We start from the raw sequence: 12,405 nt of genomic DNA, 5'->3' as shown, positions 1-12,405 counted from the left end.
AATTCGCTCTATATTTTCAAATGTAATGAGGGTGGGAAGATTATTTTCCGGCGCGGCCAGCCAGCAGATCGTTACAGAAGTCGTTCCAGACCTTCAGCCACAGATCGACACGCTGTTCCATCTCGGCGTAGCGGTCTTCCGTCAGCGCCTGGCAGAACAGGATCCATGCATCTTCGGAGTGACCATCTTCAATGGATTCTCCCGTTTCGCTTTCTACATGGATGCTGTGATAGCCCTTCGTGACGTCAATATCCGTTGCTTTATCAACACCTTTTGCCCACGGCGTGGCAAAGTCATGGAAGACGGTCTCGGCCACGGCCAGCAAACCCACCAGCTGGGTATAGTCGCCATAGGCATTCTCGAAGGTTGCGCGGCAGGCCAGAGAGCTGGACATCGGCAGCCAGGATTTCACCTCGTGCTCCGTCATCCCCAGCTGCTGGATGGTCGTAAAGAACTGCACGTAGTGCGCCAGCGCGGGCTGGCCGTTGTAATTGCCCTCGGCGTCTTCGCCAGGGTGGAAGCCCAGCTCATCCAGCAGGTTGATTTGCAGCAGAAAACGGGCCGCCATTTTCGCCTGCGCGCCCAGCGGCGCTTCCAGCTGTTTCGCCGCGCTTAACGCTTCAATAACGGCATCGGTAAAGACTTGCGCAAACGCGTGATAAAATTCCAGATGGAATACGCGCATCTGTTGAATATCAACTTCGCCGCTGTTCATTTTTGCCAAAATAGGGCTGCGCATCAGCGGATGGGATTCAATCCGGTCAATAAGCCTGTTGGCAAAGGCGCGGTTTTCGGTATAAACGTGCTTATCTACGGTCGCGACAATAGCGTCCCGACCCAGCTGGCGGGTATTCAGTAACGTTTTCATTTTTATTTCTCAGGTAGGTGATAGTTTACAGGGCGGAAACCCTGCCAATTGCCATTACAACTAACGCATACATTCCACAGCTAAACGGTATAACCTGCACATATTTAAATGGCAGATAAAAACACGATGCAATCAGCAGCACCGGAATACCCACCGAAAGTATCATCATGCAAATAACGGCATAATATTTATAGGTATAAGACACGGCGAGGTCATCAATACACATGCCATAGAGCATGGATATTAACGGCAGCATAATAAAGGCAATATGTGCCAGCCTTAACATTCTGCGATTTAAATCGGTATAGTTTTCATGTCCTTTGGGGGCGCGAAACGGTCCCTTAAAAGCGTACATCCCCATTAACCCACCCATCATTATGCCGACGACAATACCGCTCCAGCCAAAGGCAATCAGTATTGCACTGAGATTAGCCACTTTCTTTCTCCTGTTTAGTGGTGCACAAAGGTAAGGCGCCTGAGAAAATACAAGCACCTTTATTTATTAAAAATAAAATCAAATATAACGATTAAAAATCCGGGTATTCTTTAGCCGTCGCGTATGTAATCGGTTTTTCAAATCCAGGAATGGTGATGCCATTCATATCAATCTTAATATCTTCCTCATTTATCCCCTGCTGGCCAAACAGATAAATGACATTGAGTTCACCCTGCGAAGCCGCCTCATCATACGCGTTAGCCTGACGTCGCACCTGGCGGTTACGCTGCTGATACTCCGCAAACACCGCTTCCCCATAGCGTTTGCGCAACCATTGATGGGTAAGCTTTGGCGAGTAAACCACCCCCGTGGCATTATTACCGCCAAAGCCTTTTGAATTTATAAAGGCAATCTGCCCCTGGCCTTCCTCTAATTTGCAGTCCTGAACAGGTATGGTTAAGCGTGCGTTGTTCACCTGTGGCGCAATGTGCGACACGCTTTTAATTCCTGGCAAAATACCATAGCGGAAGACGCCGAGGCAGCTGATGAGCTGGTCGCCGCTGGCGGGCCCCAGGGAGTGACCAAGATACGATTTCACCGCCGTCACCGGCCAGTCGCGAATCGAAAAGGCTTGCGCAACGCGGTCAAAAATATCCGCCTCGGAGACGCAATTCTTCGGCGTGCTTGAACCGTGCGCCTGAATAAACGATCCCTTCTGCACCGTCTCTATCCCCGCCATCGATACCGCAGAGGCTACCGCTTTCGCCATGGTGATGTAGTTCCCCGGCCCCGGTGACGCGATAGAACGCTTAAAGCCGTCAGCGTTGATGAAGACATTCCCCACCGAACCGTGGATCTCTGCCCCAAGCTGCAGCGCCAGCTCGTCGTCCATTAACACGACGTACTGGCTGGATTCTGCGATCACAAAACCGCAGCTGTTGCCAAACGGGCGGCTGCTGTTGCGCCAGTCGGCCGTATCCGTTTCATCAATATGCTTAAGCTTGCTCTCCGTTGCCAGGGCGCCCATGGCATCGAATCCTTCAATCACCTCTGAGGTGACCGGCGCTTCGGCGCTGCCCACAACGGCAACGCGAATGCGCCCCGCTTTAATATCTTCAACTGCCGCATTCAGGTTATACAGAAACGTGGCGCATGCCCCCAGCGTGGCGCTGGTATGACCGACGCTACCCAGCACATACGCATTGAGGAAATCGGCGCACATGCTGTTCAGGCCCAGCGGACACTGTTTGGCGCTGACGCGATGGCCTTTCAGGCGCGACTGGAGCATACCGCCAAAGCCATAATCGTCGAGCTGTCCCATGATATTGCCCGAATAGACCCCGAGCTGATCCGGCGTGATGTTGGCCTGTATCTCTCGCCACGGGATCCCCAGGGCGTTGATGGCGTCTGACGCTCCGACAATCGCCATTTGTAGCGCCCGCGGATGGAACTGCGAATTGTAATGGTCACCCGGGCGGAATCCCTGCGGCAACAAACCTGCAGCCTGAACCTCCGTGCGCAACAATGCCTCAATTTTACAGTCCATCTCTCCCTTAACGGTAATACGCACACGCTGATCCGCTAATTCTTCAACGTGCCATCCCGCCGGTAAGGGTTGAGGTAATTGTCTGGAAGATATATTAAAACTGAATCCTTCTTCGCCTGAAACCATATTCAATTTTGCATGGCTGACGATAGCATCGACATCAAAATAGTCGCGCGTAATTTTTCGGATAAGGGTTCCCTCAAGCGCCTCGTCTTTTATCTTCGCGGCAGCCTGAGCAGGTGTAAATCTTTTACCGGAAATGTCGCAATATCCGCCCTCATCATATTTAAGCACGCCCATCAGAATGGCTAACGATAATAACGTCGCTTGCCTTTCCTCTTCTGATAATGACTCAATAATCATTCGACGAAATGCATGATGTGAAGAACTACGACCAGCTGGACCATAGCCGCCAAAAGCCGTTATTACGGGTAATTTCGCCATAATTCATCCTGTAGTGGTCGTGGATTTATTTTGTTAAGTAAGTGCGATAATTTCAGATATTAGTTTACAAATTACCAACAAAAGCTAATATGAAAATCCAGCCAAAATGCTGACTTTTTTGGCCAGGACAACGATGAGCTACCAAAAATAATAGTCAAAACAGGTATTAATCAAAAATGACAAATACACAAATAGGATTTGTGTTATGTGAACGCATGCTAAGTTCCGGTCTCAGTCTTCCGATTGAAATGTGGAAAGCCGCAGCCAGTAGCTATTTAGCCGAGCAAAAAACAACATCCCACGCAGACACGCACAAACCGGAGACGTCTTCATTCAGGCTCTGTCGTCCGGAGAATATACTGAAAGTTCATACTATTGGCATAAATAACGAGCCCATCCTGACGCACAGTGGCTTCAGCATTACCGCCGATACCACCCTTGCCGCAGACAGGCACTATGACGTTATCTATCTTCCCGCCCTGTGGCGCAATCCTCGCGCGGTGGTTAGACAACAGCCTGAGCTCCTGGCATGGCTTAGCGAACAGGCGGCGCGAGGGACCCGCATCGCGGCCGTCGGAACGGGCTGCTGTTTCCTGGCGGAGTCGGGATTGCTCAACGGGAAACCCGCCACCACCCACTGGCACTACTTCAAACAGTTCTCGCGCGACTACCCCAACGTAAAATTACAAACCAAACATTTTCTCACGCAGGCCGATAATATTTACTGTGCCGCCAGCGTCAAAGCCCTCTCAGATCTGACCATCCATTTCATCGAAACGATATACGGGAAACGCGTAGCCACACATACCCAGCGGACCTTTTTCCATGAAATTCGAAGTCAGTTCGATCGCCAGTGTTACAGTGAAGAAAACAAACCGCATCCGGATGAAGATATTGTTCAAATTCAAATCTGGATAAAAGCAAACTGCGCCTCGGATATATCTATGCAAAATCTTGCCGATATGGCTGGCATGAGTTTGCGCAACTTCAACCGTCGCTTTAAAAATGCCACCGACATGTCCCCCCTGCAGTATTTATTAACCGCCAGAATTGAATCCGCCATGACGATGCTGCAATCCACCAATTTGAGCATTCAGGAGATCGCCAATGCGGTTGGATATCAGGACATTGCGCACTTTAACCGCCAGTTTAAGCATAAAACCACGGTGTCACCGGGGGATTATCGTAAGACGGTCCGGGCAAAGATGTTTAGTGCATAAACTCCGGTCATCTCTGATAATAAAATAGATGACCGCGAGGAGGCTCACCGTGCAAGGCGTACCGGAACAGTTTAATGATGAAAGAGACAGCGCGCGCTTTCGCCATCTGGCGCAGCTGCCGGGCCTGGAGCTTTATCATGCCCATATTTCTGACTACGCCTTTGAGCCTCACACCCATGAAGCCTTCGGGATCGGCACGATTGAAACCGGTGCCGAGCGCTTTCGCTATCGCGGGACACAGCATCTCGCGGCGGAAAAATCCGTCGTTACCATGAACCCGGACGAGATCCACACCGGCGAATCCGCCACCGAGGGCGGCTGGCGCTACCGGATGGTCTATATCGAACCCGACCTGCTGGAAGAGGTGACCGGCCTCCGGCACTGGTGGTTTAGCGACGTAACGCGTCATGACCCGCTGCGCTCGCAGCAAATCGGCAGGCTCATTTACGGCCTGTGGCACACGGACGATCCGCTTGCGCAAAAAGGATTACTGCTGGATCTGATTGAGACCTTCCAGCCGTTTGCTCATCACGCGCCGCGGGTTCAGGAAGGTGCGCACCGCTTTGAACGGGTACGCGAGTATCTGCATGACAACTATATGCGCGCTCTGACGCTGGACGAGCTCGCCAGCGTCGTTTCACTCAGCCCGTATCATTTCCAGCGCCAGTTCAAAGCTCATTTTCACGTGACGCCACATCAGATGCTGATGGCCATTCGCCTCTGGCGCGCCAAAGCGTTCCTCACGCACGGCATGCCCGCGGCAGAGGTCGCCGCCGCAACCGGGCTGACCGATCAGTCGCATCTCACCCGCGCGTTTACCCACCGCTACGGCATTACCCCCGTGCGCTACCAGAAGCAGGTCACCCGGCGCTAATGCGCAACCTCATACAATACGCGCGCATTTGCCCCACCTACACTGAGAACAGCGTAAATACCTGTGGATGGAAAAATGATTAGTGGAGTGTTGTATGCCCTGCTGGCCGGGATGATGTGGGGGCTGATTTTTGTCGGCCCGCTGATCGTACCCGAGTATCCGGCAATACTGCAGTCGACCGGCCGTTATCTGGCGCTGGGGCTGATTGCCCTGCCCCTGGCGTGGCTGGGACGGGCGCGCTTGCGTCAGCTCAGCCGTCAGGACTGGGGGACCGCGCTGGCGCTGACCATGATGGGCAATCTCATCTATTACGTTTGCCTCGCGAGTGCCATTCAGCGTACCGGTGCGCCGGTATCGACCATGATTATCGGCACGCTGCCGGTCGTCATCCCCGTCTTTGCTAACCTGCTCTACAGCCACCGCGATGGCAAACTGGCGTGGTCAAAAATGGCACCGGCGCTGATCTGCACCGCCCTGGGGCTGATATGCGTCAATATTGCCGAGCTGCGTCATGGGCAGGCGGATGTTGACCTGTGGCGTTACGGTTCTGGCATTCTGCTGGCGTTCATTTCCGTGGCGTGCTGGGCATGGTATGCCCTGCGCAATGCGCGCTGGCTGCGTGAGAATCCGGACAAGCATCCGATGATGTGGGCAACGGCGCAGGCGCTGGTCACGCTGCCCGTATCCATCGTGGGATATCTCGGCGCATGCCTCTGGCTGGGCCATCAGCAGCCGGACTTCACCCAGCCCTTCGGGCCAAGACCGTGGGTGTTTATCGGCCTGATGGTGGCGATTGCGGTGCTGTGTTCATGGGTGGGCGCGCTGTGCTGGAACATTGCCAGCCAGAAGCTGCCGACGGTGATCTTAGGGCCGCTGATTGTCTTCGAAACCCTGGCCGGGCTGCTTTATACCTTCCTGATGCGCCAGAGCGTGCCGCCGTTATTCACGGCCTGCGGGATCGCGCTGTTGGTCATAGGGGTGGTGATGGCGGTGAGAGCGAAGCCGGAAAAACCGCGGGTTATTCCGGCGTCGGAGATGTAATTTTTGCCGGGTGGCGTAGCCGCCACCCAGCAAACCCTTAAAACGTTTCCCAGTTCCCTTCTGACGCCGCGGCTACAGGCTGCGATTTTGGCACATAGGTTTTCACCGGTGCCGCTTTAACCGCCTGATTGCGGGTGATTTTGAACACCGCTACCGCTTCGTTCAGGCGTGCAGCCTGATCTTCCAGCGCAGCCGCTGCGGCCGCAGACTCCTCCACCAGCGAGGCGTTCTGCTGGGTCACGCGGTCCATCTCGGCTACCGCCTGGCCCACCTGGTCGATACCGCGGCTCTGCTCGTCAGAGGCCGAGGCAATTTCGCCCATGATGTCGGTGACGCGGGTAACCGCATTGACGATCTCGGCCATCGTGGCGCCGGCTTCGTTAACCAGCTGCGAGCCCGCGTTCACGCGCTCACCGGAATCATCAATAAGCGCTTTGATCTCTTTCGCCGCCTGAGCGCTGCGCTGCGCGAGGGTACGCACTTCCCCTGCCACCACCGCAAAACCACGGCCCTGCTCGCCCGCGCGCGCCGCTTCCACCGCCGCGTTCAACGCCAGAATGTTCGTCTGGAAGGCAATACCGTCGATCACGTTAGTAATTTGCGCGATTTTGCTGGAACTGGTGGCGATCTCATCCATCGTACGTACGACGCCTTCAACCACGTTACCGCCCTTCTTCGCCGTTGAGGAGGCGTCCAGCGCCAGACGGGACGCCTGACGCGCGTTATCGGCGTTCTGCTTCACGGTTGCTGTCAGCTGTTCCATGCTGGCTGCCGTTTCTTCAAGAGAAGCGGCCTGCTGCTCGGTACGGGAAGAGAGATCGTTACTGCCCGCAGAGATTTCGCCTGCACCGGTGTAAATCGTATCTGCGCCTTCACGCACCACGCCCACCGTGTTCGCCAGCGAGGTTTGCATCTCCTGAACGTTGCGCGCCAGGATGGCCATCTCATTTTTACCGTCAGCCTGAATCGGCTGGGTTAAATCCCCTGCCGCAATGGCGCGAATATGGTTAATCACCTCTTCCAGCGGCAGCAGCAGCACGCGGCGCATAGCAATCCAGCTGGAGATAATCACCACAATCACCAGCAGCATGACCGCAGAGAGGATCCACAGGATGTGCTTGTAATCACTTTCGTTATCCTGAATGCCTTTATCGGTGAGCGCGGCCTGCGCTTCACGCCATTCACGATAAACCGCCTGCATCGCGTTTTGTTTTTGTTCGGCATTCTGCTTGAACATATCTTCCAGATTGCCCTGGCTCAGCAGAACGTTCATTTGCGTCAGCGTTGTAGAGTAATTACGGTACTGCTCCTCAAGGCGATTAGTCAGGTTCTCATCCAGGCCTGGCGTATTCGGCAAGGCATAGTATTTATCGTAATGAACCTGCGCTTCAGTCAGCAGATTTTTCGCCGTGGTCACCAGCTCATTCAGCTGACCGCCGTTAATTTGAGAGGCCATGCTGCTTTGCAGGCGCAGCATCCCGCGGTTCAGGGTGACGCGCGCCTGGTTCAGACTGATCCACGCATCGGTAAACTCCGCCACGTTCTTGCTGGAGAGCTGCGCCACGGTGAAGTTGTCTTTATCGTTGTTCAGGGCGTTGATAAAGATACCGGCGGAAATCACTTGCATGATGCCGAGCACGAGCAGCACCGAAATCAAAAGGGTAATGACTTTTATACGTTTAAACATGCGTTGCCTTTGTTATATGCAGGTTTGTCTGACGTGGATATATCGGCAGGCGCAGCGGGTTGTTTACTGTTTCTCCACCTTTAAAAAGTTTCGAAACCACTTTCCTGAGCCCATTCAGAGAGTTAAATCGGATATTTTTTTGTGATCTGCATCTCACTTTTTCCCGTCCCTCTAAAGGGTTATAGCGCCGGCTTAAAGATGCATTTAATATGCATCTTATATTATTGATGACGAGGTAACTGCTATGGCCTTTCGCGACCAACCCCTTGGCGAGCTGGCGCTCTCCATTCCTCGCGCTTCTGCGCTGTTCCGTAAATACGATATGGATTACTGCTGCGGCGGTAAGCAAACCCTGGCGCGTGCGGCTTCACGCAAAGAGCTGGACGTTGAGGTGATTGAAGCAGAACTGGCGCAGCTGGCCGAGCAGCCCGTCGACAAAGACTGGCGAACCGCTCCGCTCGCGGAAATCATCGACCATATCCTCGTGCGATACCATGACCGTCACCGTGAACAGCTGCCGGAGCTGATCCTGCAGGCGACCAAAGTCGAGCGCGTCCATGCCGACAAACCTTCCGTACCGCGCGGTCTGGCAAAGTACCTGACCCTGCTGCACGAAGAGCTTTCCAGCCACATGATGAAAGAAGAGCAGATCCTCTTCCCGATGATTAAACAGGGAATGGGAAGCCAGGCGATGGGACCCATCAGCGTGATGGAAAGCGAGCACGATGACGCGGGTGAACTGCTGGAAGTGATCAAACACACCACCCACAACGTCACGCCGCCGCCAGAAGCGTGCACAACGTGGAAAGCGATGTACAACGGCATTAACGAAACGATCGACGACCTGATGGAACACATCAGTCTTGAGAACAACGTTTTGTTCCCGCGGGCTTTAGCGGGGGAATAAAAAAGGCCGCTGCGGCCTGATGCCCTCACCCCGACCCTCTCCCACAGGGAGAGGGTGCAAAAACTAAAAACGGCAACTGACGTTGCCGTTTTGCTTTTACCTTACGCCTGCCATCCGTTTCTTACCGATAAACACCCAGCCCAGCCCCAGCGCGATAAACCACAGCGGCGTGACGATAAGTGCCTGGCGGGTATCATCTTCCAGCGTCAGCAGAACCAGCACGAAGACGAAGAACGCCATGCACACCCAGCACATTAGCTTGCCCAGCGGCATCTTGTAGATCGATTTTTCATGCAGGTGTGGACGCTGCTTGCGGTACACCAGGTATGAACAGAGGATGATGGTCCAGACGAACATAAACAGGATCGCAGAGACCGTGGTAATCATGGTGAACGCGCCAATCACGCTTGGGTTCACGTAGAGCATCACCACACCGCCCAGCAGGCACATGCAGGAGAAGGTCAACCCTTTTGCCGGTACCGCACGCTTAGAGAGCTTGGCGAACGCGCTCGGCGCCACGCCCTCCTGCGCCAGACCAAACAGCATACGGCTGGTGGAGAATACGCCGCTGTTGGCAGACGAGGCAGCAGAGGTCAGCACCACGAAGTTAATCAGGCTCGCGGCAGCAGGCAGGCCTACCAGCACGAACAGCTCGACGAACGGGCTCTTGGTAGGTACCACGGAGCTCCACGGCGTCACGGACATAATGATGACCAGCGCGAAGACGTAGAACATGATGATACGCACCGGAATGGAGTTGATGGCGCGCGGCAGGGACTTCTCCGGATCTTTGGTTTCCGCAGCGGTCGTTCCGACAAGCTCAATCCCCACAAACGCGAACACCGCAATCTGGAAACCAGCAAAGAAGCCGCTGATGCCTTTCGGGAACCAGCCGCCGTCATTCCACAGATGGGTAAACGACGCCTGAACGCCGGTTGGTGACTGGAAGTGGGTAAGCACCATTACCAGGCCCACCACGATGAGCCCAACAATGGCCACGATTTTGATCATCGCAAACCAGAACTCCATCTCACCGAACATTTTGACGGTGGCGAGGTTCAGGCTCAGCAGCAGCACAATAACCGCCAGCGAGGCCACCCAGTCCGACAGCCCCGGGAACCAGAACTGCGCATAGGCGGTAATCGCTACGACGTCCGCCATACCGGTGACGACCCAGCAGAACCAGTAGGTCCAGCCGGTAAAATAGCCCGCCCATGGCCCGAGCAGGTCTGAAGCGAAGTCGCTGAAGGATTTGTATTCAAGGTTCGAGAGCAGCAGTTCACCCATTGCACGCATCACGAAGAACAGCATAAAACCGATAATCATATAAACGAATATGATTGACGGTCCGGCGAGACTGATGGTTTTGCCTGACCCCATAAACAGCCCGGTACCGATGGCACCCCCAATCGCAATGAGCTGAATATGACGGTTTGTGAGATTGCGCCGTAGCGACTGTTCGGACGACGCCTCTTCGTCGGCGACGACTTTGACCTGATCTACCATGTGATATTTTCCTGTTTATGCCTGTCTGTGTTGTTAAGGCTCTTCTGGCCTTTAAATACGTCAAAAGATGACGTTCCCTTGTAAGGGCTAATCGATATTAGGTAAGAATCGGCGGGATGAATACTATGATTTAGATATTATGTTAATAATATGTTGAAAGTGAGTGTCATATCACTCATACAGCGCGAAACAGCTCACAAAAATACACGCAACAGTTTCGTTTGCAAGATAAAATGTTGATAGCACCGTAACTATAGGTTTTTACACTATTTTCCTCTCCCCAACCGGGGAGAGGAAATAAGAAAATTCGATTACAGAATTTCCAGCAGCTCGACTTCAAAGACCAGGGTGCTGAATGGCGGGATGGACGCGCCAGCGCCGCGCTCGCCGTAGGCCAGGTTATGCGGGATAGTCAGTTCCCATTTGGAACCCACTGGCATCAGGGTCAGGGCTTCGATCCAGCCTGCGATAACGCCATTTACCGGGAACTCAGCCGGTTCGCCGCGCGCCACGGAGCTGTCGAAGACGGTACCGTCGATCAGCTTACCGGTGTAGTGCACGCGAACGTGGTCGGTACGCGCCGGGATTGCGCCGTCGCCCTGATTGATCACGCGGAACTGCAGACCGGATTCGGTGCTGTTCACGCCTTCACGTTCGCGGTTCTCTTCCAGATATTTCACACCTTCGGCGGCCATCTCTTCAAAGCGCGCACGACGCACGGCGTCAGCACGTTCGTGGATTTCACGCAGCGCACGGTGCACGACGTCAACCGGAACGGCAGGCTGTTTGCCTTCCAGCGCGTCAGCGATACCCGCCACCAGCGCTTCTGGTAACAGACCTTCCAGGCCGGATTCGCTCAGCTGCTGTCCTACCTGCAAGCCGATACCGTAACTTGCCTGCGCTTCGATAGTGTCAAAAGTCGGGGTGGTCATGGGTTTTCCTTCCATCACATTTAAAGTAGCGGGCAGCATATCAGCCATGCCCTTATGGGTAAAACTTTGTCTGAAGTTAAGGTGACAAACCGCGACGAAACAGAAACAATAGAGATAACCAGGATTAATCCCGAACTGATGTCACGGATGTCGGGTTTACTACGCCGTTCAGGCAGTTAGCAAACTATACTTCGGGGCACAGGATAAAAAATACGCGGAGCAGGAGGAGTGCCATGCCCGGGCGATTTGAACTGAAACCTACCCTGGCGAAAATCTGGCAGGCGCCGGACAATTTTCGCATCATGGACCCGCTGCCTCCTCTGCATCGCAGAGGGATCATCATTGGCGCACTGATGGTGATCGTGGGCTTCCTGCTTCCTTCCGGGGGCGATGATGTCGATACCGCACCCGTCACCCGCAATGCCCAACTGGACATTCAGTCGCAGACGCGGCCGCAGCCTGACGCACAGCCGATGCAGACGCAGCTCGTCTCCCCGTCTAACGATCCGGGTCAGGTTGCGCCGGTTGAGCCAGAGCCCATTCAGGATGAACAGCCGCAGGATCAAGCCGCCGCCCCGTCTCAGCCTCAGACGCAGCAGCCCACCGGCATTGAGCAACAGTGGCGCTCCTATCGCGTAGAGCCGGGCAAAACCCTGGCACAGCTGTTCCGCGACCACAACCTGCCGCCAACCGACGTGTATGCCATGGCGAAGGTGGAAGGTGCGGGTAAACCGCTCAGTAACCTGCAGAATGGTCAGATGGTACAGATTCGCCAGAATGCCAGCGGGGTGGTGACAGGGTTAACGATTGATACGGGAAGTGGACAACAGGTACTGTTTACCCGCCAGCCAGACGGCAGTTTTATCAGGGCGCGTTAAGAGCCCGGATCTCTAAAACGCAAAACGCCGGCACAAGGCCGGCGTTTCAACGTGAGCAGAGTAAAA

General features: G+C 54.4%; 11 protein-coding genes. 5 read left to right on the top strand and 6 right to left on the bottom strand.

Translation table 11 applies throughout. The features are described from left to right. Nucleotides 1-40 precede the first annotated feature (40 nt). The 3 genes from ACDO57_RS14030 to ACDO57_RS14020 all read right to left on the bottom strand — a co-directional run bounded on the left by ACDO57_RS14030 (nucleotide 41) and on the right by ACDO57_RS14020 (nucleotide 2,874). Nucleotides 41-868, bottom strand: a complete 828-nt coding sequence (locus tag ACDO57_RS14030) for a hypothetical protein (RefSeq protein WP_032651384.1) — start codon at nucleotides 866-868, stop codon at nucleotides 41-43. 25 nt (nucleotides 869-893) lie between these two features. Next, nucleotides 894-1,304: a membrane protein gene (locus ACDO57_RS14025; protein ID WP_024907308.1), complete on the bottom strand. Its 411-nt coding sequence runs from the start codon at nucleotides 1,302-1,304 to the stop codon at nucleotides 894-896. Nucleotides 1,305-1,395: 91 nt separating this feature from the next. Next, complete coding sequence (locus ACDO57_RS14020) at nucleotides 1,396-2,874, bottom strand: beta-ketoacyl synthase (RefSeq protein ID WP_370884149.1); 1,479 nt, start codon at nucleotides 2,872-2,874, stop codon at nucleotides 1,396-1,398. Between the two features lie 596 nt (nucleotides 2,875-3,470). Between ACDO57_RS14020 and ACDO57_RS14015 the strand changes: the two genes are divergently transcribed. The 3 genes from ACDO57_RS14015 to ACDO57_RS14005 all read left to right on the top strand — a co-directional run bounded on the left by ACDO57_RS14015 (nucleotide 3,471) and on the right by ACDO57_RS14005 (nucleotide 6,429). Then, nucleotides 3,471-4,514 (top strand): GlxA family transcriptional regulator, encoded by a 1,044-nt coding sequence (locus ACDO57_RS14015; RefSeq protein ID WP_228117543.1) that lies wholly within the window; start codon nucleotides 3,471-3,473, stop codon nucleotides 4,512-4,514. A 49-nt stretch (nucleotides 4,515-4,563) separates the two neighbouring features. Further along, the gene (locus ACDO57_RS14010) at nucleotides 4,564-5,388 is read left to right on the top strand and encodes an AraC family transcriptional regulator (RefSeq protein ID WP_024907311.1); all 825 of its coding nucleotides are present in this window, start codon (nucleotides 4,564-4,566) and stop codon (nucleotides 5,386-5,388) included. A 75-nt stretch (nucleotides 5,389-5,463) separates the two neighbouring features. Next, a complete protein-coding gene (locus ACDO57_RS14005) occupies nucleotides 5,464-6,429 on the top strand; it encodes a DMT family transporter (protein ID WP_024907312.1) in 966 nt (321 codons plus the stop codon). 37 nt (nucleotides 6,430-6,466) lie between these two features. Here ACDO57_RS14005 and ACDO57_RS14000 read toward each other — a convergent pair whose 3' ends face one another. Beyond that, nucleotides 6,467-8,116: a methyl-accepting chemotaxis protein gene (locus ACDO57_RS14000; RefSeq protein ID WP_024907313.1), complete on the bottom strand. Its 1,650-nt coding sequence runs from the start codon at nucleotides 8,114-8,116 to the stop codon at nucleotides 6,467-6,469. A 244-nt stretch (nucleotides 8,117-8,360) separates the two neighbouring features. Here ACDO57_RS14000 and ytfE point away from each other — a divergent pair, with 244 nt between their 5' ends. Then, nucleotides 8,361-9,023 (top strand): iron-sulfur cluster repair protein YtfE, encoded by a 663-nt coding sequence (ytfE, locus tag ACDO57_RS13995; RefSeq protein WP_024907314.1) that lies wholly within the window; start codon nucleotides 8,361-8,363, stop codon nucleotides 9,021-9,023. Nucleotides 9,024-9,119: 96 nt separating this feature from the next. Here ytfE and cycA read toward each other — a convergent pair whose 3' ends face one another. Beyond that, on the bottom strand, nucleotides 9,120-10,529 hold the full coding sequence (cycA, locus tag ACDO57_RS13990; protein WP_024907315.1) for a D-serine/D-alanine/glycine transporter: 1,410 nt from the start codon (nucleotides 10,527-10,529) through the stop codon (nucleotides 9,120-9,122). A gap of 311 nt (nucleotides 10,530-10,840) precedes the next feature. After that, complete coding sequence (fklB, locus tag ACDO57_RS13985) at nucleotides 10,841-11,461, bottom strand: FKBP-type peptidyl-prolyl cis-trans isomerase (RefSeq protein ID WP_008502892.1); 621 nt, start codon at nucleotides 11,459-11,461, stop codon at nucleotides 10,841-10,843. Between the two features lie 233 nt (nucleotides 11,462-11,694). Between fklB and ACDO57_RS13980 the strand changes: the two genes are divergently transcribed. After that, a complete protein-coding gene (locus ACDO57_RS13980) occupies nucleotides 11,695-12,339 on the top strand; it encodes an OapA family protein (protein ID WP_048989485.1) in 645 nt (214 codons plus the stop codon). Nucleotides 12,340-12,405: the final 66 nt, after the last annotated feature.

The organism is Enterobacter cloacae complex sp. 2015409 (genome assembly GCF_041365315.1).
In the GTDB taxonomy this organism is placed as follows: Bacteria; Pseudomonadota; Gammaproteobacteria; order Enterobacterales; family Enterobacteriaceae; genus Enterobacter; species Enterobacter pseudoroggenkampii.
The sequence above is the reverse complement of the archived record's forward strand: the minus strand, read 5'-3'. Positions and strand labels throughout refer to the sequence as shown.